We start from the raw sequence: 22,345 nt of genomic DNA, 5'->3' as shown, positions 1-22,345 counted from the left end.
GTATAGCGCCAACACCACGGCAAGTATCAACAATCTGTGTGGTTTATGTAATCACCATACAACTGCTATCCTAACGGGGTGGTTACACGGGGTGGGCCTTCCGTTGGCGGCGAAACGGGGGTTGAACCTCCGAACAATGTTCCTGACAGGTGATAAATGGTCCATGGCGGCGCCGGTACGGGGGCGAAGGGCGACCGGCAGGCTGGCGGGCAGATCGCCGGCTTGCTGGCCCAGGCCATGGACCAGCACCGCGCTGGCGATCTCGCGGGGGCGGAGACGCTCTACCGCCGTATCCTGGCACTGGATCCGGCCCAGGCCGACGCGCTGAACCTCTGCGGCGTGGCCTGCCATCAGCAGGGGCGCTCGGTCGAGGGGCGCGCCCTGCTGGAACGGGCGCTGGCCGCGCGGCCCGACGACCAAGGCTCGCTGGAAAACCTGGGCCTGCTGCTGGTGCAGGTGGGGGACGCGGCGGCGGCGGTGCCCCTGCTGCGGCACACCCTGCGCCTGTTTCCCCGCAGCGTTTCCGCCTGGATGTCCCTGGGCCTGGCCTATGCCGAGCTGAAGGACCACCCGGCGGCCATGGCCGCTTATCACAGCCTGCTGGATATCGCCCCCACCCATGTCCCCGCCCTGCTGAACCTGGGCGACCTGATGCGCCAACTCTATGATGGCGAGGGCGCGGCGATCATGGCCCGGCGCTTGCTGGCGCTGGAGCCGGCCAACCCCCGGGGGCTGATGTCGCTGGCCAACGCGCTTCAGGTCCTGGGTGATCTCCCGGAGGCGGAGGCCGCCTTCACCCGGGCGCTGGCCGCAGACCCGCAGGATCCGGCGCCGCGCTATAACCGCGCCTATGTGCGGCTGGCGATGGGCCAGCTGCCGGGTGGCTGGGCCGATTACACCAGTCGTTTCGTTACCGGAAATATCCAGCCCTGGCGATATCCCGACCGCCCCCAGTGGGCAGGGGACGCGTTGGATGGCCGCCGCCTGATGATGTGGCGGGAACAGGGGCTGGGCGATGAGTTCATGTTCTCACCCCTCTATGTCCCGGCCCTACGTGCGGCGCTGGGGGGGGCTGCCGGCGGCAGTGTCGTCATCCTGACGGAGCCCCGGCTGATCGGCCTCATGTCGCGCTACCTGCGGCGCGAGGTGCCGGATCTGGCCGATCGCGTGGAACTGCGGCCCGAACCGCTGGGCGGCAACGATTTCGACGTACACCTGCCCGCCGGCGGCTTGCCGGCCCTGTTCGGTGCCCGCCTGCGTGATTACGCGGGGCGCGGCGCCGGCTGGCTGGCGGCCGAACCCCAGGCAGTGGCGCACTGGCGTCAACGCCTGGCCGATCTGGGCCCCGGGCTGAAAATCGGCATGTGCTGGACCTCCGGCATCAGGGCGCCGCACCGCGACCCCAATTACCTGGGGCTGACGCGGTGGGCGCCGCTGCTGTCCCTGCCGGGCATCACCTGGGTGGATCTGCAATACAGCGACGTCACGGCGGAGCGGCGGGCCGCGGCGGAACAGGGGCTTCGCCTGCCGCATCGCTTCACCGACCTGGACCAGCGCAATGATATCGAGGGCGTGGCCGCCCTGATTTCCGCCCTGGACATGGTGATCACCGCCCCCACCTCGGTGGGGGAGCTGGCGGGCGCCCTGGGCGTACCCATTTGGCGCATGGAGTTGCCGGGCGACTGGTCCATGCTCGGGACCCGGGTACGGCCCTGGTACCCGGCCATGCGCATCTTCCCGGCCGAGACTGTGGCCGATGCCCTGGACCAGGTGCGGATGGCCCTGCTGACGCTGGCTGATTTTGGTATCGAAACAAATGACCGTGGGGTGGCGCCCCGGGCGATGTCCCGCCCCCCCGACTTGCCGACCCTGGCCCAGGCCTATGATCTGCTGACGGCCGGCCGCGCGACGGAGGCGGTGGCCGCCCTGGACGCGCTGATCGCATGGGGCGAATTGGCGCCGACCGCGCGGGGCCAGGCGCTGCACCTGCTGGGACTGGCGCGCTTCCATAGGGGTGACGCCGCCGGGGCGGTGCCCGCCATTGTCCAGGCCCTGGCCCTGCTGCCGCCGGAACAATCGGCCATGCCGGCCAACAACCTGGGCAACATCCTGCGCCAGCTGGGCCGCCTGGCTGAGGCGGAGGCCGCCTACCGGCGGGCGCTGGCGCAGGACCCGGCCCTGGCGGCGGCGGCATCCAACCTGGGGGCGCTGCTGCGCGACCGGGGCGACTTGGCGGGGGCGGAGGCGGCGCTGCTGCACGCCCTGCGGCTGGCGCCCGAGCGGGCGGAAACGCTGGTCAACCTGGCGGGCACGATGACGGCCCTGGGGGCTCCGTGGCAGGCGGAATCCCTGGCTCGCCGGGCGGTGGCCTTGGCGCCGGGGATGGCGCATGCACACGGCAACCTGGGTACCGCCCTGGTGGCCCAGGGCCGCCTGGCGGACGGAACGCGCCACTTGGCCGCGGCCGGGGCGCTGGACGCCGGTGAGCCCCTGATCCAGTTCAACCTGGGCCTGGCCCGCCTGGCGCAAGGGGACCTGGCGGCAGGCTGGCAGGGCTATGCCCGCCGCGACCTGGGCGGGGCGGCGGGCCCGCTGCCGGCGCCGCCGTGGCGGGGGCAGGATTTGACGGGGCGCACCTTGCTGGTGCGGCGCGAACAGGGCCTGGGGGATGAATTGCTGTTCGCCAGCCTCTACCCCGACCTGGCGGACCGGGTGGGCCGGCTGGTCATCGATTGCGATCCGCGTCTGGCCGCGCTGTTCACCCGCGCCTTTCCCGGCGCCGTCATCGCGCCGGCGGGCCGCGTGCTGAACGGTGGCAACGCCCCGATGCCCGACGCGGCCCTGTCGGCGGGCGACCTGCCGGCCCTGTTGCGGCCGGACCTGGCCAGTTTCGCCGGGGGCCCGACGGCCTATCTGACGGCCGACCCGGCGCTGGCGGCAGTGTGGGCCACCCGTCTGGCGGCGCTGGGCCGGGGCCTCAAGGTGGGTTTGTGCTGGCGCAGCGGCCTGCGGACTGAAGAACGCGGCCGGTTGCTGTACCCGCAGCTGGACGAGTGGGACCCGCTGCTGCGGCTGCCGCACGTGCACTTTGTCAGCCTGCAGTACGACGGCGCGGCGGCGGAGCCCGAGCTGATGGCGGCCGAGGCGCGCCTGGGCATCCGCATCCACCGCTGGCCCGACCTGGATTTGCGCGATGATCTGGACGGCGTCGCGGCCCTGATCAGCGGCCTGGACCTGGTGGTGACGGCCGGCACCGCCGTGTCTGAACTGGCCGGCGCCCTGGGTGTGCCGTGCTGGCGGCTGGGCGCCACCTTTGAATGGACCCGGCTGGGCAGCGGGGCGCGGCCCTGGTTCCCGGCGCAGCAGCCCTTCTTCCCGCCGGAGGGCGAGGTCATCGGCGTGGTGCTGCCGCATCTCGCCTGGCGGCTGGCCAGTCTGGTCCGGAGCGCCCTTGCCGATGGTCCTGCGCCGTCGCCCCCAGCGCCATTGCCCCCGGCACCGTCACCTGACACGCTGTACGCCGACGGCCTGGCGGCACGCGACGCCGGCCGGGTGGACTTGGCTGTGGAGCGGTTGGGCCAGGCGGCGGACGCTGGCCATGCCAGTGCCCTGGCGGCGCTGGCCGGCCTGCTGCGGCGGGAGGAGCGCTGGGCGGCGGCGGCGGACCGTTACCGCCAGCTGCTGCGCCTGCGCGCCGACAATGCCGAGGCGCTGTCCGGCCTGGGCCTCGCCCTGCAGGGCTTGGGCCAGGGGGCTGACGCCCTGCGCTGCCACGACCGGGCCGTGCAGCTGGCGCCGGACCGGGCGGTCCTGCATGCCAACCGTGGCCTGACGTTGACCGCGCTGGGGAATGACGAAGCGGCGGCAGAGGCCCAGCGCCGGGCGACGGAGGCCGACCCCGGCTGGGTCGGCGGCTGGGTTAACCTTGGTGTCGCCCTGACCCGGCTGAACCGGCCGGACGCGGCGCTTGAGGCCTTTCACCGGGCGTTGGCGATCGAGCCGGCATCGGCGGCGGCGCTGAGTGGCCTGGCCAACCTGCGCCTGCTGCTGGGCCAACCGGAAACCGCCGCCGCCCATCTGCGCGCCGTGCTGACGCAGCAGCCCGACGACGCCGATACCCATCTCAATTTGGGTCGGGCCCTGTTCGACCTGCGCCTGGTGGAAGAGGCGCGCGACCATTACCGCCGCGCGTTGGCGCTACGGCCAGGCTGGGCCAAGGCGCGGGTGAACCTCTCCATGCTGGCGCTGGAGCTGGGCGACCTGGAGACCGGGTGGCACGATTATCCCGCCCGCTTCGTCGTGCCCGACAGCACGGCCCGGCGGGACCTGGTGCTGCCGGCCTGGACCGGTGGCGACGTGCGGGACCGCGCCCTGCTGGTATGGGGCGAACAGGGCCTGGGCGATGAAATCCTGTTCGCCAGCTGCCTGCCCGACCTGCTGCGCTGGCTGGGCGCGCGCGGCTGCCGCCGCGTGGTGGTGGAGGTGGACGCCCGGCTGGTCGGCTTGCTGTCCCGGGCGCTGCAGCCGCAGGTCCCGGCGGGCCTGGACCTGGTGGTGCGTGGCCGTACCGACACGCCGCGCGACGCCGACATGCATGTGCCCCTGGGCGGACTGCCGGCCCTGCTGCGCCGCTCCCTCGGGGACTTTCCGGGGGGTCCGCCGCCCTGGCTGCGTCCCGATCCGCAGCGGGCGGCGTTCTGGCGCGGCCGCCTCGCCGCCCTCGGGCCCGGCCTCAAGGTCGGTTTGTGCTGGCGCAGTGGCCTGCGCGGCCTGGGGCGGCAGAACCTGTACCTGACTCTGATGCAGATGGTGCCGCTGCTGACCGTGCCGGATGTCCATTTCGTGGTGCTGCAGTACGACGCCCGCGCCGGCGACGCCGCGGCGGAGATGGCCGAGGTCGCCGCCGCGACCGGCGTGACCCTGCATCTGTGGGACGACCTGGACCTGCGCGACGATCAGGAGGGGGTCGCGGCGCTGATGGCGGGGCTGGATCTGGTGGTGTCGGCCGGCACGGCGGTGGGTGAGCTGTCGGCGGCCCTGGGCATACCCACTTGGCGGTTTCAGCACATGCCGGCCTGGGCGTCCCTGGGCACCGGGGCGCGGCCCTGGCTCCCGGCGCAGCGCCAATGGTTTTCCGGCTGGGGTCCGCCGGAGGTGGTCGTCCCGGCCATACGTGCGGCGCTGCTGCGCCTGAGGGCGGAGACGGTGGCCAGCCCGCCGATGGATAACCCGGCCACGGTGGAGGCCGGCATGGCCGCCCATCGCGCCGGCGATCTGGCGGGGGCGGAGGCGATCTACCGTTCCGTGCTGGCGCGGGTGCCCGGGGATGTCGATGCCCTGCACCTGCTGGGCGTGGTTATGGTGCAGGATGGCCGGGTGGACGAAGGGGCCAGCCTGCTGCGCCGCGCGGTCGCGGCGGACCCCGCCTTCGCCCAGGCGCACAACAGCCTGGGCGGCGCCCTGCGGGCCGGCGGCGATTTGCCCGGCGCCCTGTCCGCCTTCAGCCGCGCCACGGAACTGGTGCCGGACTATGTCGAGGCCTGGGGCAACCTGGCCGGGGCCCATGTCGAGCTCGGCGCCTGGGATGCGGCGCTGGCGGCGGCGGGTCGCGCCCTGGCGCTGCGTCCAGGATATGCCAAGGCCCTGGTGGAGCAGGCCCGCGCCCTGGCCGGCCTGCGGCGCACGGCTGAGGGCTTGGCCGCCGCGCGGGCCGCCGTGGCGGCGGAGGAGACGCCCTACACCCTGACCAATCTGGGCCTGGCCCTGGGGACGGAGGAGATGTGGGGACTGGCGCGGGCCTGCCACGAACGGGCCCTGGCCCTGGACCCCACCTATGTCGAGGCCGCTAACAACCTGGCCCTGACCTGGCTGGGGGAACGCGGGCCCACGCGGGACGCCATTCGCCAGACCCAGGGCCAGGCCCGGGCGGGCTTCCAGCGGGCCCTTGCCCTGCGGCCGGATTTCGCGCCCGCGCGCTACAATCTGGCCATCCTGGATCTGGCCGAGGGGCGGCTGCCAACCGGCTGGTCCGGCTACCAGGCCCGCTTCGACGCCGGCCAGGCCCTGCCCGACCGCCGCTTTCCCCAGGCCCGCTGGCAGGGGGAGGCGCTGGGCCGGCGCCGCCTGCTGGTGTGGCGGGAACAGGGCCTGGGCGACGAGCTGCTGTTCGCCAGCCTGTATCGGGAGCTGATCGCCACCCATCCCGAGGCCAGCTTCGTCTTGGAATGCGACGCCCGGCTGGCTGGCTATTTCACCCGCGCCTTCGTGGACCCAGGGAGCGGCAGGGTGACGGTGGCGCCGGACTTCATCACCGCCGCTGCCGCCGGCGCCGACCTGCACATCCCTGCCGGCAGCCTGCCCCAGGTGCTGCGGGACGGTCTGGGCGCCTTCACGGGGCAGGCCTATCTGACGCCCGATCCAGCGCGCCTGGCCGCCTGGCGGGTGCGGGTGGACGCGCTGGGGCCGGGCCTGCGCGTGGGCCTGTGCTGGCAGAGCATGGTGCGCGACCTGGACCGGGACAGCGCCTACACCCGCCTGGCCGACTGGGCGCCCCTGCTGCGCCTGCCGGGCGTCATCCCGGTGATGCTGCAATACGGCGCGGTCGAGGAGGAGGTGCGGGCGGTGGAGGCCGCCCTGGGCGTCACTCTGCACCGCTGGGCCGACACTGACCTGCGCCAGGATCTGGAGGCGGCGGGCGCCCTGACTGCCTGCCTGGATTTGGTGGTCACGGCCCCTACCTCCGTCGGGGAACTGGCGGGCGCCTTGGGCGTGCCGGTCTGGCGGGTGGGAACGCGCATGGACTGGTCCATGCTGGGCACCGCCGTGCGGCCCTGGTTCGCCGCCATGGCGGTGGTGCCGGCCCCGGCCGACGGCCGCGCCGCCGACACGGTGGCGACGGTGGTGGCCACCGTGGATCGGCTGCGCCGCGGGCTGCCCGTACCCCCGCAATCGTCACCTTCCGATGTGGATGGCCTGCTGGCCGCCGCCGCGCGTCATCAGGCGGGCGACGCCGCCGGCGCCCTGGCGCGCTACCGCGCCGTGCTGGACCGCCAGCCGGACCAGCCGGTGGCCCTGCATCTCCTGGGTTTGGCCCTGGCGCAGCTGGGCCGGGCGGAGGCGGGCCTGCCCTTCCTGCGCCGGGCGGTCGAGGTGGCGCCTGCCTATGCCGCCGCCCAGTCCAACCTGGGCAACGTGCTGCAGACCCTGGGCCGCGCGGCGGAGGCCGAAGGCCATTATCGCCTGGCCTTGGACGCGGAGCCGGACCGGCCGGATGTCCTGACCAATCTGGGCAACGCCCTGCTGGCGCAGGGCCGCGCGGCGGAGGCGGCGGCCTGCCAGGAAAGGGCCCTGCAGTTGGCGCCGGACCTGGCAGCGGCCGCGTCCAACCTGGGTACGGCCCTACTGGCGCTGGACCGCCCGGCGGCGGCCATCGACGCCTTCCGCCGGGCGCTGGGCGGCGCCCTGCTGCCGCAGGAGGTGTCGGATACGCAGGATCCCGTGGTCATCGACGCCCTGTGCGGCCTGGGCGAGGCCCTGCGCCGCGCTGGCGACATCTTCGCCGGACCGCCCTGGCTGGAGCGCGCTGTGGCCCTGGCGCCCGACCAGGCGACCGCGTGGAACAACCGGGGCCGCTGCCTGAACGATGCCGGCCGCTATGCCGCTGCCGGCGACAGCTATGCCCGCGCCATCGAACTGGATCCGGCCTTGGCCACGGCGCATTTCAACCGCGGCCTGGTCGATTTGCAGCTGGGCATCCTGAAGCGGGGCTGGCAGGGCTATGCCTGGCGCTTCGCGGCCGAGGATAAAGGGACGGCACCCCGCTTCGACCGCCCGGCTTGGCGCGGGGAAAGCCTGGCAGGCCGCACCCTGCGGGTGTGGCACGAACAGGGACTGGGGGACGAACTGCTGTTCGCCAGCCTCTATCAGGCGCTGGCCGCGCGGGCGGCCCACCAGGGGGCCACGGCCGTGCTGGTGGAGTGCGATCCGCGCCTGGCCGGTCTGCTGGGCCGCAGCTTTCCCTCCCTGCGCTTCCTGTCCCGGCCGCGCCGGCAGGAGGCGGCCGCGCTGGAGCCGGCGGGCGCCGACTTCGTGGTGGCGGCCGGCGACTTGGCGGCCCTCTTGGCGCCGACGCTGGCGGATTTCGCCTGCAGCGGGATGGCGGCGGGCTATCTGCTGCCCGATGCGGGGCGGGTGGCCCATTGGCGGTGCCGGCTGGCGGAGCTGGCTTCCGGGCCCGCCTTAGTGGTGGGGATCGCCTGGCGTTCCGGCCAGCTCAGCACCGAACGGTCGCGGGCCTATTCCACGCTGGCCCAATGGCGGTCCATCCTGTCCCTGCCGGGGGTCATGGCGGTCAGCCTGCACTATCAGCCGGCGGTGGAAGAGATCGCGGCGCTGAAGCGCGACCACGGCCTGACGGTCCATCGCTTCGCCGATGCCGACCTGCGCGACGATCTGGAAACGGCCGCCGCGCTGACGGCGGCTTGCGACCTGGTGATCGGTGCCGCCACGGCGGTGGGTGAGATGGCGGGGGCGGTGGGCACCCCCTGCTGGCGCTTCGCCTCACGCGACTGGACGACCCTGGGCACCCCGGTCCGTCCCTGGTTCCCGTCACACCGGCTGTTCGCGCTGGAGAAATACCAGCTGGAACCCGAACGGGCGCTGGAGGCCATGGCCATGCAGCTCCAGCGGTTGATGGAATAAACCCGGGTCAGCGTCCGGCGGGGATGTCCCATTCCTGCAGGGTGCGGCTGGCGGCGTCGCCGTCGTCGAAGCCGTGGATGGCCACGTGGGTGCGGCCGCTGCGATAGGCCCAGACTTCCGCCCAGGCGTATAGGCGGTCCACCTCCCCCGTGCCGCCCGCCTTGACCGCCGCCAGGGGCGACCCGCCGGATCCGATGATCACCTGCCAGGCCTGCCCACCCTGCGCCTTGGTCGGCTGCCAGGCGTGGAAGATGTGCTCATGCCCGCAGAAATATGTCGCGTGGTGGCGTTCCACGATCTGCCAGAAGGTGTCGCGCATGGCCTCGCCGCCCGCCTCCAGGCCGGTTTCCTTCTCGGCCTTGCCCACCTTGTCCTTCGGCACGGGGAAGTCGTAGTTGTAGGCCATCTTGTGGCCGAAGATGTAGATGTGGGTGGCGCCGCGCGCCTCGGCCGCCGTCAGGTCGGCCTCCAGCCAGGCGACGGGTGCGGTGCCGTCGGCGCCGCTGGGGTCGGTGTTGATGACGGCGATATGCACCGGGCCGGTGTCGAAGCTGTAGGTCAGCTGGCGCTGGTCGCTGGTGATGCGGTCGGTGCCGATGGCTGGCGTGTTGTCCATCGACCAATGGGTGGCGGGCACGCCCGTCAGCCGCTGCCATAGCGGGGCGTCCAGCACCAGGTCGCCCATGTTCGCCCGCCAGGCGTCCTCGTTGGCGGTGTTGGCCAGCTTCAGGGTCTTGCCGTTGGGCTGCTTGACCTTGCTTTCCGTCTCATGGTTGCCGGCCACGGGCAGGACGTAGGTGCCCGTTTCCATCAGCGGGGCCATCATGCCGCGCCAATAGGCGTACTCGCGGTCCAGCAACGGCCGGTCGGGGGTGTAGCCCATGACCATATCGCCCAGGAAGATGAAGGCCTGGGCATGGGCCGCCTGCACCTCACGGCTAATGCGGGCCAGCTGCCGCGTCGCCTGCAGGAACGGGGCGTCATGCACGGTCAGGCGCGGGTCCTCCGGATCCTGGCGGCTGTCGCCCACCGTGGCGAAGTGGAAGACTACCGGATCGTCGGCGGGCGCTGCCCGGGCGGCCAGGGCGGCGGCCAGGGCGGCGGCCAGGGTGGCAGACAGGCAGGCGCCGGCAAGCGCCAGCAGGCGGGCGGTGCGGATCATGGGGGAAACCTGAAAATGGGGAAGGGGGCGGCAAGGCGGCCGCCCCCGACGGTTGCGCCTAGGCTCAATATTTGACCTGGATGGTGCCCTGGATCTGGCGGCCGGCCTGGAAGGTGTAAAGGCCGCCGCCATAGGTGGTGATGGCCCGGTCGTTGGCCAGGTTGAAGGCCGCCAGTTTCAGCCGCACCATGCCGAAATCGTAGGAAATCGAGGCGTCGGTGGTGGTGTACTCGGGGATCTCCCACGCCTGGCCCGGCGCCAGGAAGGTGCCGTCGGCAGTGGTGGTGGCGGTGTTGCCGTTGTAGGCCACGACCTGGCGGCCCACCTGCTTGCGGCTCAGCGTCATCTGCCAGGGTCCCTGGTTGAACAGCACGCCGATGGCGTCCGTCCATTTCGGCACCTTGGTCAGGCCCTGGTGCGCCGTCAGGTCCTTGGCCGCGTTGATCGAACCGTTGACGAAGAAGGTCACGCCGTTGTCGAAGCTGTAGGCCGCCTGGCCTTCCACACCGCTATATCGGGCGTTGCCGGCGTTGACGTAGAACTGGCCGGTGGGGTCGGCGACCGACAGGTTGGTGACGTCGATCCTGTAGATGTCGGCATCGACGGTGATGTTGTCGCGGCTCCACACCGCGCCCAGCTGGTAGTTGGTGGTTTCCTGCGGCTTCAGGGCGTTCAGGTCCAGGTTGTTCACATACAGCGTGGACAGGGACGGGATCAGGAAGCCGGTGGCGTACTGGGCGTAGACCGCCACCTCCGGCGTGATCTTGTAGTTGGCCGTCAGGAACTTCAGCGTCTTGTCATAGACGTTGTCGCCGTGCAGCGGCCCGCGGGTGAAGTTGGTGACGCCGCTGTTCTCCATGGCGGCGTCCACGGTGCGGTCGAAGTTCACGTACTTGACGCCCGGGGTGATGGTCAGCCGCTCGATGGGGCGCAGCTCAAAATCGGCGAACAGCTGGTACTGGAACCATGAGCTGTCCTCCAGCGTCTTGACGTTCGAGACGTTCTTCACCACCGGCGCCGTCAGGCTGGAATACTTCAGGTCATCGATGCCCTGCGTCAGGTCCTGCAGCAGGTTGTGCCGGTCGGTGCTGGAGGTTTCGACCAGCCCGCCCACCTTCAGGGTGCCGAAGGTCCAGTCCTTGTTGCCGCGCAGGATGTCGCCGAAGACGCGGTAGCGGTTGCCCTTGCTGTAGCCGCCGATGTCGGTCTTGGGCAGGTTCTTGTTGCCGGTGCTGGAGGTGTTGGCCGCCCCCACCAGGCCAGTGACGTCGTTCACCGATTCCGTCTGGTTGGAATAGAAATTGGTGTAGGCGTCATTGTCGACACTGAAGCCGTCGCCCAGGTCGCCCTTGACGTTGATGTAGTCGAAGTCGCTGGATTTACGCTGCTGGTTGTACTTGTAGTAATGCTCGTCCTTGGGGTTGTCGTTCAGGGCGAAGTCCTTGCCGTAGGCCACGACCTGGGCCCAGGTTTCGCCCGGGCCGGCGTCGGACTGGTAGAAGTGGGTGCGGTTGTGGGTGGCGAACAGCGTCGCCTGCCACGTCTCGCTGATGGGCACCTGGATCTTGATCAGCTGGTTCTGCGCCTCGCCGCTGGAGAAGCTCAGCTCGCCGTCCGACTGCCGCTCATCGAAGTTCAGCAGGATCTTGGTGCCGCCCAGTTCGTCCAGCTTGCCGGTCTGGATGGTGGAAACGAAGTTCTGGGTGTTGAACGAGCCGAAGGTGATCTTCTGCGACAGGCCGAACGTGTCGTCCACGGTGGGCGAGAAATAGTGGATGGCGCCGCCGAAGTTGGCTTGGCCCAGGTCGCCCGCCGCACCCGGGCCGCGGTCCACGACGGCCGATCCGATGGTGGACGCCGGGAAGTATGAGGCGGGGTGGTGCGTCGGATCGTTGGTGTCGCCGAAGGCCATGCCGTCGTAGGTGATGTTGAACTGCCCGTCGGCGAAGCCGCGCAGGGTGACCTTGTTGGTCTCCCCCACGCCACCGCCGTTGGAGGCGATGCCGCCGATGCTGGGGGCGATCAGGACGGTGGTGGTGAAGTCGCCGGTCTCGGGCGTCGCCTGCTCGATGTAACGGCGGCTGATGAAGGATTTCGGCTGGGTCTGGTCCAGCGACGCCTTCACGGGCGCCTCGGCGGCGGCCCGGTTGCGCTCCGCCTCGATCAGGATGGTGTCCACGTCCACACCTTCCGAGCCGGTGCCGGCGGTGGAGCGGCTGGCGCCCCCGCCCGTGTCCCCGGTGCCCGTATCCCCACTGCCCGTATCCCCACTGCCCGTGTTCCCACTGGCGCCGGCGTCCACGACGGCATCGGCGGGCGCGGCCCAGGCCCCGCCGGCCCAGGCCAAGCCCACGGCGCTGCCGGCCAACAAGGCGGCGCGGAGGAAACGGCGGCTGCTTCTTGTTTTGTTGAACATTTTTCGGCTCCCCATGAAAAACGTGGCGCTTCACTAGGTTTCGCGCCTTGGGGGTGCACGTTAAATTTTGGTTGACTGTTTATTTCGTTATTATTACCGGAAAAGAAATTATCTTGGGTTTTGGTCGATTAACGACTTCGTTATAAATTAAACATTCTGTTAATTTTGACGCTGCGAGCGGCAGAATTCGGCGAAAGCACGTGGTTCTTGTTGATCTGGCCTTAACGCCGATCATCGTTTGACATGAGCGCCGAGAGCGACACCAGATTTATACTGATAATAATTTTCATGGCGCGCAGGCAGGCCCGCTGCGCCACTATGACGCAGCGGGTCACGGCCCCAGCCCCCCCCGGGGCAGTGGGGCAGCGGGGCAGGAATCAGCGAGTCAGGATGTTGACGGCCGCGAACAAATCCAGGATGTGGCGGGCGCGGACGTCCCAGGTGTGGTGCGCGGTGGCCTGGCGGAAGCCCGCCCGGGCCACGGCCGCCAGGCCGTGCGGGTCGGCCAGCGCCGCCTCGATTTGGGCGGGCAGGGTTTCCAGCGCGGTCCAGCGATAGAACAGGATGTCACGCCCGTCGGTGTAGTGGCGGTCGTAGTAGCGGCTAGTGTCGGATACGACGGCGGCGCCGTTGACTTGCGCCGCGAACACCCGTTCGTGCCCGCCCGCAACGAAGTTGTTGTTGCTGTTCAGCACCAGGCGGGTGCGGCGCAGCAGGCGCAGCGTCTCTTCGAAGCTGCCTTCCCCCCGCCAATCGAAGGCGGGGAAGGGCCGGTCCTCCCACCCTTTACCGTAAACCACCAGCGGCACCCCGGCGGCATTCAGGGTCACCAGCAACTGGTGTCGGCGATAGGCTTCCACATAGCGGTAGACCTCGCCTGATTTGCGGATCAACTGGATTCGGCTGGCGGGGGGCAGGCTGGTGTCGCGGACGGCCAGCACCTGGTCGATGGCCTCCTCCAGCGACAGCGTGTCCTGGCTCAGCGCCAGGTCGGCGGCGTCGTCGAACAGGGTGGTGACGAAGTTGCGCTCGGCGCTGTGCCATTTCCGCTGGGGCGCGCCCCGGTAGGTGCCGGTGAACAGCAGGGGGATGTCGCGCCGCGTGGCCCAGTCCTGGAACAGCGTTTCCTCGTCGGGCATGGCCGGCGGAATGCTGGTGTTGGCGCCCGGCGGCATTATCGACAGCGCGGCGAAATGTTCGGGGGGGAAGCTGTCGCGCACCAGCTTGACGTGGCTTTCGTCGAGGAAGCTGACGATGAGCCGCCGGTCCATCTTGATCTCCAGCCGGGGCCATAGATGCACCGGATGGTCGACATGCAGGGTGATGAACAGGCTGTCGACCGCATCGTACAGCGTCTGGTCGCCGACGCGCATATCCACCCCCATGCCGTTGAGGGAGTAGAAGAACTGCACCGGCTGGCTGAGTGCGGCGTTCAGCCGCGCCATTCCGTCCGGGAGCAACAGGTCGATCACAATGGCCTCGTGCCCCATGGCCGCGAGGGCCGCCGCCAACTGGTCGATATGCAGCCGAAGCGAGCCGTATTGCGACTGGCCCTTGAACAGAACGATACGCATGACCTCTCCCCTGGGGCGTCGGCCCCTGGCGCCTAAGGTGCCCCAGCCGGGCTGGTGACGCCAGCATCGGACACCGGTGCCCAGACGGTCATGAATCGTTAACCAATATGTCGCCGTCTTTTCAAGCGGATGGCGTAACGGACGGTTTCCCAACCCTCGCCGGATGATCGTCCATGACCTTGGTGAGCCCCGCCGGGCCCTGTCGCGGTTGCTGCTGGGGGCCGCAGCCCCGCCGGCGCCGGGCGCGCGCGGGGCTTGGGCGGCAGCCACCCCAAGGGTGGGACGCCCGCCACCCCCGAGGGGGAAGAACCGTATACCAAAATGTCACACCGTTGCCAGTAAACGGATCGGTAATCGCACTGTCTTAAAATATTCACATCGCGTTGCTATGCAGCATGCGCTTTCAAGCCGGACATAAAGGTGACCATATCACTTATGTGTACTGCCGGACGGGGAAGATTTTAAATAAATCGAAGGGGGAAATTCGATGCTGAAGAATCGGTTGTTGGCAGGTGTGTCTCTGCTCATCCTCGGTATTTCCAGCGCCACGTTCGCGCAGACGGCGCCGGACGCCGCCGCGGATGCCGACGCGCTGCAGGAAATCGTCGTGTTCGGCCGCGGCGAAACCCGCCAGGTGCAGGCCATCACGCCCATGGACATGCAGATCGCCGTTCCGGGCGCCAGCCCCATCAAGGTGATCTCCAAGCTGCCGGGCGTGAACTATCAGGCTGCCGATCCCTACGGCGCCTACGAATGGGCCGTGCGCATTTCGGTGCGCGGCTTCAACCAGAACCAGCTGGGCTTCACGCTCGATGACATCCCGCTGGGTGACATGAGCTACGCCAACGACAATGGCCTGCACATCAGCCGCGCCATTTCGTCCGAGAACCTGGGCGTCACCCAGATGGCCCAGGGCACCGGCGCCCTGGACACCGCCTCCACCTCCAACCTGGGCGGCACGCTGAAGTTCAAGTCGGCCGATCCGGAGACCACCGCCGGCGGCTTGGCCGCCGTCAGCTACGGCAGCAACGCCACGGTGCGCGCCTTCGGCCGCATCGAAACGGGTGAGATCGACGGCGGCGGCCGCGGCTATCTCAGCTACGACTACCAGCACGGCAACAAGTGGAAGGGCCAGGGCGAGCAGTGGCAGCAGCAGGCCAACGGCAAGTTCGTCCAGCCGGTGGGCGAGGGCACGCTGACCACCATGGTCAACTACTCGGACCGGCATGAGAACGACTACCAGGACCTGTCCTTGGCCCTGATCGGCAAGTTCGGCTACAAGCTGGACAACATCTCTGACAACTACACGCTGGCCAAGGCCATCGCGACCGCCTACCAGGCGGGCAAGGCCATTCCGGCGCCGTATTCCACGCCTGACGACGTCTACTTCGACGGCGCCGGCAACCGTGAAGACATCATCGGCTCGACCCAGCTGGAATACCCCATCAACGACCGCCTGTCGCTGAAGGCCATGGTCTATGGCCACCACGACAAGGGCATGGGCACCTGGGACACCCCCTACGTCCCGACCCCCGCCGCGTTCGGCGGCTCCCCCATTTCCATGCGCACCACCGAATACACGGTGTCGCGCATCGGCACGGTGGACAGCCTGACCTACACCCTGGCCGACCACACCATCGAAGGTGGCCTGTGGTTCGAGAACAACGACTTCGACCAGGCCCGGCGCTACTACGGCCTGGGATTGGCCAGCCCCGGCCGCACGGCGGATGAGTTCCAGGAGAATCCCTTCGCCACCCAGTGGCAGTACGCCTTCAACACCAAGACCTACGTGTTCCACCTGCAGGACACCTGGCAGGCCCTGGACAAGCTGAAGATCAATTACGGCTTCAAGTCGATCAAGGTGGAGAACGAGAGCCAGACGCAGCGCTACACCTCGGCCAGCGACATCATCAACGGCTCTATCGACACCTCCAAGGGCTTCCTGCCGCAGGTGGGTTTCAACTACCAGCTGACCGACGAGGCCGAGCTGTTCGGCGACTACGCCAAGAACGCCCGCGCCTTCGTCAGCTCGCACACCGACGGTCCGTTCTCCACCACCCAGTCCGGCTTCAACGCCATCAAGGGCAAGCTGAAGCCTGAAACCTCCGACGCCTTCGAGGTGGGCACCCGCGCCCATGTCGATACGTTCGAGGCGGTGGCCGCCGCCTACTACGTCAGCTTCCATGACCGCCTGCTGGCGACCACTGTGGGCTCGGGCATCCAGGGCAACCCGTCGGCTCTGTCCAACGTGGGTGGTGTCACCTCCAAGGGCATCGAGTTGGCCGGCACCTGGAAGTTCGTGAAGAACTGGTCGCTGTACGGCTCCTACTCGTACAACAAGTCCACCTACGACGACGATACCCTGAACGGCGACGGCACCCTGTACGCCGCCACCAAGGGCAAGATCACCGTGGACAGCCCGCAGAACATGGTGAAGGCCGAGCTGTCGTTCGACAACGGCATGCTGTTCGGCGCGGTCTCCGGCAACTACATGAGCGAGCGGTATTACACCTACATCAACGACGGCAAGGTCCCTGGTTACATGACCGTGGACCTCAGCTTCGGCTACCGCTTCCAGGGCGGCGGCTGGCAGCGTGACCTGGAAATCCAGGGCAACGTCACCAACCTGTTCGACCGTCACTACATCTCGTCCATCGGCACCAACGGTTACACCGTCAGCGACCCGACGGGCAGCTTCCAGACGCTGCAGGCCGGCGCCCCCGCCGCCGTGTTCGTCTCCGTGCGCAAGAAGTTCTGAGGCCGCGTAACTTGCATAAGTGCGACATTTTGGGGGTGTGACCTTTTGCGGTCTCACCCCATATGAGGAAAGACATATATCTTTCAGGGGCCTCGCCGGCTAACCGGCGGGGCCCATTCTTTTTATCCGCGCAGGATGGGGCGGCACCATGCACCAGCTCACCTATGGCGATCGCCTGCAGGCCGTGATTCGGGACGATGCCTGGCGCATGCGGCTGCTGGCCCATGTTCGCGCCCTGGACCTGCCGGATTGCTGGATTGGCGCGGGCTTCGTGCGCAACGCCGTGTGGGATCAGCTGCACCGCCAACAGGCCGGCCCCGAAACGGCGGGCCAAGCGCCCGACAGCGATGTGGATGTGGTGTGGTTCGACGCCGTGCGCCCGTCCATCGCGGTGGATCGGGACCTTACCGACCGCCTGCTGGCCCTGGCGCCCGGTGTTCCCTGGTCGGTGAAAAACCAGGCCCGCATGCACTGCCGCAATGGCGACGCGCCCTATGCCGGCTGCGCCGATGCCCTGCGCCACTGGCCGGAAACGGCCACAGCCGTGGCAGTGCGCCTGACCCCGGGCGATGCGCTGGAGATTCTGGCGCCCTTCGGCTTGGACGACCTGTTCGGCCGCGTCATCCGCCCCACGCCGGCCTTCCGGGGCGCCAAGCGCGAAATTTTGCGTCAGCGGGTGCGCGAGAAGCGCTGGCTGGAACGTTGGCCCCTGCTGCGGGTGATGGACGTGGACTGAAAAGGCCGCCGTCAAGCCCCCGCACGGGGCGCGGCTGGTTTTCGCAACTAACCGTTTCCTATTTGACAGAACCCCGGTACTGAAGACGGCCGCCCTTGTCTTCAGCACAGGTCCGCCGTCCCATGACCGTGTCATCCGAAACCACACCCGGCCAAACCGCATCGGGCGGCCTGTCCGCCGGGCTGACGCTGCTGTTCGCCATCACCTGCGGTGCCGTGGTCGCCAACATCTATTACGTCCAGCCGCTGCTGGCCGACATCGCCGCCAGTTTCCAGGTGGGCATGGGGTCGGCGGGCATGCTGGTGACGGTGACCCAGGTGGGCTATGCCCTGGGCCTGCTGCTGGTGGTGCCCCTGGGCGATACCCACAACCGCAAGCGCCTGATCCTGACCCTGCTGGCCCTGTGCATCCTCCTGTTGCTCGGGGCCGCGGCCAGCCCCGGCTTCCTCACCTTCGCCGCCGCCTCGCTGGGCGTGGGCGTGCTATCCTGCGCCGCCCAGGTGGCGGTGCCTTTCGCCGCGTCCCTGGCGCCGGACCACAGCCGGGGCCGCACCGTAGGCACGGTCATGAGCGGCCTCATCCTGGGCATCCTGCTGGCCCGTACCATCGCCGGCGCTATCGCCCATTATGCCGGCTGGCGCGCCGTCTATATCGCCGCCGCCGTCGTGATGACGGTGCTGGGCGCCTTGTTGGCGCGCGCGCTGCCGGCCGACCCCGCCCGTCCCAGCATCCCCTACGGCCGGTTGATGGCCTCCGTCCTCCACCTGGCCCGCACGGACGCGGTGCTGCGCTGGCGCTCGCTGATGGGGGCCCTGGGCTTCGCTGGCTTCAGTGTGCTGTGGACGGGCCTGACCTTCGTGCTCAGCGACGCGCCCTATCATTTCGACCAGGCCACCATAGGCCTGTTCGGTCTGGCGGGCCTGGCCGGCGCGCTGGCCGCCAGCCGGGCGGGCCGCCTGGCCGACAAGGGCCATGCCCACGCCGCCACCGGCCTGTTCGCTGCCGCCTGCCTGGCCGCCTGGGGCTTGATGGCCTTGACCCACTGGTCGCTGATCGCGCTGACCGCCGGCATCCTGTTGCTGGACATTGGCGTGCAGGGCCTGCAGATCACCAACCAGAGCGTCATCTACGCGGGCAACCATGGTGCCCGGGGCCGGGTCACCACGGTCTACCTCACGACCTATTTCGTGGGCGGCGCTTGCGGCTCGGCCGTGGCCAGCCTGGCGTGGGACCTGGGCGGCTGGCTGGCCGTGTCGGCCACTGGCGGCGCCATCGCCCTGGCCTTGCTGGGCTGCTGGCTGCTGGCCCACGCCCGCCGCCAGGAAGTATGAGGCTCAAGGCCCGCTGACCACCAGGCGGTCGGCGCCGATGTGCCGGCGCAGCACGTCGGCCAGGGCCGTGGCCTGGACGGCGCGGAAAGGGTCGCGCCCGGTCAGCACCAGGGCCACGTTGGCCGGGGTGATGTCCAGCACGGCGGCGATGGCCACCTGCAGCTTCAGCCGCCGCACCTCCGCCGCCAGGTTGTGCGATTGGCCAGGGTCGATGTGCACCCCCTTTTCACCCGTGCGGAAAGCCAGTTGGACGGTGCCGGTATCCGGCCGGGATGCTGCGGGCGCACGGGTGAGCAAGGGGACGGTATCCGCCCGCCCGCCCTCGCCGGCGGGCATCTGCGCTGTGGAGAAGTCTGGCAGGGCGGGGCAGCCATCGGCCACCACCCGCGCCAGGGCGCGCATATGCCCCAGCCGCGCCTGGCCGTCCTGGTCCAATTTTTCCTCCAACCCTTCCGTGCCCGCCAGCCAGCGCTCCAGGACATGGCGCGTGCCCAGGGCGCGGGGCGCGGTCGAGGCCGCCAGCTGGTCCATCAGCGTGGCGCTGGTTTCCAGCTCCAGCCGGGCCAGGTGGCGTTCCAGCAGGGCCAGCTGCTCCATCGCCTCGGTACGGCGCGGTTCCTCCAACGTGTCCACCTGGGTGCCGATGACGGCGACGAACGACAGCACCTCGCTGAACAGGGGCGACAGGCGGCGCAGGGTTGCATACGCCTCGTCCACGTGCGGTTCCGCCGCCAGGGTGCGGGCGCAATCGGCGCCCAGGGCGCGCACAGCCTCGTTCAGCTGGGCGATCTTCTGACGGGTGGCGCGATAGCGGCGGGATTGGTCAGTGTCACGCCCCCGCCGACCCTCCTGGGGACGGCGCCGGACGTCGGGGTTGGGGGCCGGCGGTGATGCCGTTTCCCTGGACATGCTTGTGCGGCCTGGCCTCTTTGGTCGAGACTGCGTCGACAATCGTTAGTTTACCATAAGCCCGTCCCCGCGCCAGCGGCGTGGGAGTGGGGCTCTTTGGGGCATTTTGGGGAAAGGGGTGTCGCCGTGGCGACCATCGCTGAGGCGCTGCAGGCCGCCTTGGATCATCATCAGGCGGGGCGCTTGGCCGAGGCGCGCATCCTCTACGGCCGGATCCTGGCCGTGGCGCCCGACACCCCCGACGCCCTTTACCTGTTGGCCGTGCTGGACGCACAGGCTGGCCAGTTCGACGCGGCTGCGGCCGGGCTGGAGCGGGCGCTGGCGCTGCGGCCGGAGGCCGTGGCTTATCGCCTGACCCTGGCCAAGGCGCTGATGGCGTCCGGCCGGGCGGAGGCCGCCATCCCCCAGTTCCGCGCCGTCCTGGCCCAGCAGCCGGACCAGGCGGAGGCCTTGGCACCCCTGGCGCGGCTATTGGCCGGCCGGGGCGAGCCAGGTGGCAAGGATGAGGCGGCCGGCCTGTTCGAACGCGCCAGCCGGTTGGCGCCGACGGATGCGGCTTTGGCGCTGGACCAGGGGCGCTGCCTCCACGCCCTTGGGCGGCTGGACGCGGCGGCGGCGGCCTTGGCCCGCGCCCTGGCCCCGGCGACGGGGGCGACCGCGGCCGCGGCCCACATCACGCTGGGCCGCGTGCGGGAGGCACAGGGGCAGGAGGACGCGGCGCTGGCTGCCTACCAGGCCGCGCTGGCCGTCCCCGGGCTGTCGGCCGGCGATCCCCTGTTGGCGGCGCAGGGCCTGCAGGTGCAGGGCGCGCTGCTGCACAAGCGGGACCGGGCGCAGGACGCCGCCGCGGCCTATGAGGCGGCGCTGGTCCTGGCGCCGGGTCTGCTGCCCGCCCGCTTCGGCCTGGGCCAGGTGCTGGCCGGTCTGGGCCGGCTGGAGGCCGCCGCTGACTGTTTCCAGGCGGTACTGGATCGGGAGCCCGCCAACCTCATGGCCCATGAGGCGCTATGGCAGTTGCGCGAGCGTCAGGACCGGCCGGACCAGGCGCTGGCCGTCCTGGACGCCGCGCTGGCGCTGGCGCCGGACCGCCCCGACCTGCTGTTCGCCCGCGCCCGCCTGCTGCACCAGGCCAAGCGGGATGCGGAAGCCCTGTCCGCTTACGCGACCCTTATGATCAGGGGCGACCTGGCAGCGGACCTGCGCGCGGCGGCGGCCAGCAATCGCGCCACCTTGCTGGTCTCCCAGGGCGAAATCGCGGCGGCAGCGGCCCTGCTGCCCGAGATCCAGGCCCTGGTTCCGGGTACTGGGGCGGCGGGGATGGAAGACTGCCACCGCCTGGCCCGCCTGTTGGCCGACATCGCGCCCGCGACGGATCAGGCGTGGGACGCCCTGGGCCGCCTGGTCGCCTGGGTTGCGACGGAATGGGAGGCGCGGGACTATTTCTGGAAAAACGCCTACTATCTGGCGCTGGAGACCGGCAACCATCTGCTGCGGAAGCCTGATGGGGCGGCGCAACTGCCCCGGCTGGTCGAGGCTGTCACAGGGGCCGCCATGGGGCGTGACCCCTTGTTGGACCCCTGGTTCACCTTCCTGGACGGCTGCGTCGCCCTGCGTCTGGGGCACGAGCGGCGGGCGAAGGATTGTTTCGCCAGCTTGGAACAGGCCCTGCCCTTCGCGGCCCAGATTCCCCTGGGCGATGACTTCCAGCGTTGGACCGCCGCCGCCGAGCCGTTGCGCGCAGGCTTCGACGCCACGCTGGACTGGGGGCGGACGGCGCCGGGCGTCGCCGAAGAGCCCGTGGTGCTGGTGGCGGCCGACAGCCGCTATGTGCGCCGCTTCCTGCCCTTCCTGGCGGCCTCCATCGCCGCCGTTGCCGCCGGCACCCGCCTGCATGTCCATATCTGCGACCCAGCGACGGATGACATCGACTTCCTGGCGGCGGCGGCACCCGGCCTGCGCCTGGGATGGTCGACGGAGGCGCTGGATCCGGAACTGCACCATGAAACGCGCCTTACCTACCTGACCGCCGCGCGCTTCCTGCGGCTGCCTCAAATCCAGGACCGTTATGGCGCGCCGCTGGTGGTCGCCGACATCGATGCCGCTTTCCTGTCCGACCCCGCCCGCTTCGTCGCCGCCCTGCCCGCCGGCCGGCCGGTCGCGGCCACCTGGGGCCCCGCCAACCTGGCGGCCCCCTATGACGCGGTTGGCGGCGGCCTGGTGGCGGTCGGGCCGGGGGACATGGCCCGGGCTTTCGCCCGGGGCGTGGCCGACCTGCTGCTGTATCACTGGGACCGCTGCCGGAACGGGGGCCCGGTCCTGGGCTATTTCCTGGATCAGGTGGCCCTGGTGGCCGGTGTCGATTTCGTGCTGACACCCGACCGCCTGCTTCCCGTCCACCGGGCCGGGCGCGTCTATCGACTGGATGGCGGCCGGCTGGATGGCGGCGCGGGGCCGGCGATGTTCGTGCCCATCGTGCCGGAGAAGACTCTGCCCGATATCGACGCGCGCCTGGACCAGGCGGTGGTGGCGCTGCGGGCGGGTGCGGGGCGGAAGGCGCTGGAAGCGTTTTTCCAGATTCCACCGCTGGCGGACGCCTAACCTTTTGCGCCGATCCCGGGACGCGCCGGTCCTGGCCTTCGCGCCGCGCTCCAGGCAAAAAACTGACAGGAACACGGGGTCGGACGCCTGCCTGTCGAGGATTTGGTAATCATTTGGCGTTAACCATGGCTGCGGGTCGCCCGCCGCGGCGATTTCTTGTG

The 22,345-nt window shown here is 69.8% G+C and carries 9 protein-coding genes; 5 read left to right on the top strand and 4 right to left on the bottom strand.

All coding sequences use genetic code 11. The annotated features are described in order from the left end of the window. The first annotated feature begins 156 nt into the window (after positions 1 to 156). A complete protein-coding gene (locus FBZ87_RS02655; RefSeq protein WP_145608811.1) occupies positions 157 to 8,700 on the top strand; it encodes a tetratricopeptide repeat protein in 8,544 nt (2,847 codons plus the stop codon). Between the two features lie 7 nt (positions 8,701 to 8,707). Here the strand turns inward: FBZ87_RS02655 and FBZ87_RS02650 are convergent, their stop codons facing one another. The 3 genes from FBZ87_RS02650 to FBZ87_RS02640 all read right to left on the bottom strand — a co-directional run bounded on the left by FBZ87_RS02650 (position 8,708) and on the right by FBZ87_RS02640 (position 13,852). Next, a complete protein-coding gene (locus FBZ87_RS02650) occupies positions 8,708 to 9,862 on the bottom strand; it encodes a metallophosphoesterase family protein (RefSeq protein WP_145608810.1) in 1,155 nt (384 codons plus the stop codon). Positions 9,863 to 9,926: 64 nt separating this feature from the next. After that, positions 9,927 to 12,278: a TonB-dependent receptor gene (locus tag FBZ87_RS02645; RefSeq protein ID WP_145608809.1), complete on the bottom strand. Its 2,352-nt coding sequence runs from the start codon at positions 12,276 to 12,278 to the stop codon at positions 9,927 to 9,929. Between the two features lie 377 nt (positions 12,279 to 12,655). Then, positions 12,656 to 13,852, bottom strand: coding sequence for a glycosyltransferase family protein (locus FBZ87_RS02640; RefSeq protein WP_145608808.1), 1,197 nt, complete (start codon positions 13,850 to 13,852; stop codon positions 12,656 to 12,658). A 487-nt stretch (positions 13,853 to 14,339) separates the two neighbouring features. Here FBZ87_RS02640 and FBZ87_RS02635 point away from each other — a divergent pair, with 487 nt between their 5' ends. The 3 genes from FBZ87_RS02635 (at position 14,340) to FBZ87_RS02625 (ending at position 18,677) form a co-directional block, all read left to right on the top strand. Beyond that, complete coding sequence (locus FBZ87_RS02635; RefSeq protein WP_145608807.1) at positions 14,340 to 16,610, top strand: TonB-dependent receptor; 2,271 nt, start codon at positions 14,340 to 14,342, stop codon at positions 16,608 to 16,610. A gap of 148 nt (positions 16,611 to 16,758) precedes the next feature. Then, complete coding sequence (locus FBZ87_RS02630) at positions 16,759 to 17,346, top strand: nucleotidyltransferase family protein (protein ID WP_145608806.1); 588 nt, start codon at positions 16,759 to 16,761, stop codon at positions 17,344 to 17,346. Between the two features lie 122 nt (positions 17,347 to 17,468). After that, complete coding sequence (locus FBZ87_RS02625; RefSeq protein ID WP_145608805.1) at positions 17,469 to 18,677, top strand: MFS transporter; 1,209 nt, start codon at positions 17,469 to 17,471, stop codon at positions 18,675 to 18,677. Positions 18,678 to 18,680: 3 nt separating this feature from the next. Here FBZ87_RS02625 and FBZ87_RS02620 read toward each other — a convergent pair whose 3' ends face one another. Continuing rightward, complete coding sequence (locus FBZ87_RS02620; RefSeq protein WP_145608804.1) at positions 18,681 to 19,586, bottom strand: hypothetical protein; 906 nt, start codon at positions 19,584 to 19,586, stop codon at positions 18,681 to 18,683. 126 nt (positions 19,587 to 19,712) lie between these two features. Between FBZ87_RS02620 and FBZ87_RS02615 the strand changes: the two genes are divergently transcribed. Beyond that, positions 19,713 to 22,184, top strand: coding sequence for a tetratricopeptide repeat protein (locus tag FBZ87_RS02615; protein ID WP_145608803.1), 2,472 nt, complete (start codon positions 19,713 to 19,715; stop codon positions 22,182 to 22,184). Positions 22,185 to 22,345: the final 161 nt, after the last annotated feature.

This window comes from Nitrospirillum amazonense (assembly GCF_007828035.1).
Taxonomy (GTDB): Bacteria; Pseudomonadota; Alphaproteobacteria; order Azospirillales; family Azospirillaceae; genus Nitrospirillum; species Nitrospirillum amazonense.
The sequence above is the reverse complement of the archived record's forward strand: the minus strand, read 5'-3'. Positions and strand labels throughout refer to the sequence as shown.

What these genes read in the sequence shown, in the direction of transcription:
- FBZ87_RS02655 (WP_145608811.1), top strand. Translation starts at nt 157, where the DNA reads ATGGTCCATGGCGGCGCCGGTACGGGGGCGAAGGGCGACCGGCAGGCT.
- FBZ87_RS02650 (WP_145608810.1), bottom strand. Translation starts at nt 9,862, where the DNA reads ATGATCCGCACCGCCCGCCTGCTGGCGCTTGCCGGCGCCTGCCTGTCT.
- FBZ87_RS02645 (WP_145608809.1), bottom strand. Translation starts at nt 12,278, where the DNA reads ATGTTCAACAAAACAAGAAGCAGCCGCCGTTTCCTCCGCGCCGCCTTG.
- FBZ87_RS02640 (WP_145608808.1), bottom strand. Translation starts at nt 13,852, where the DNA reads ATGCGTATCGTTCTGTTCAAGGGCCAGTCGCAATACGGCTCGCTTCGG.
- FBZ87_RS02635 (WP_145608807.1), top strand. Translation starts at nt 14,340, where the DNA reads ATGCTGAAGAATCGGTTGTTGGCAGGTGTGTCTCTGCTCATCCTCGGT.
- FBZ87_RS02630 (WP_145608806.1), top strand. Translation starts at nt 16,759, where the DNA reads ATGCACCAGCTCACCTATGGCGATCGCCTGCAGGCCGTGATTCGGGAC.
- FBZ87_RS02625 (WP_145608805.1), top strand. Translation starts at nt 17,469, where the DNA reads ATGACCGTGTCATCCGAAACCACACCCGGCCAAACCGCATCGGGCGGC.
- FBZ87_RS02620 (WP_145608804.1), bottom strand. Translation starts at nt 19,586, where the DNA reads ATGTCCAGGGAAACGGCATCACCGCCGGCCCCCAACCCCGACGTCCGG.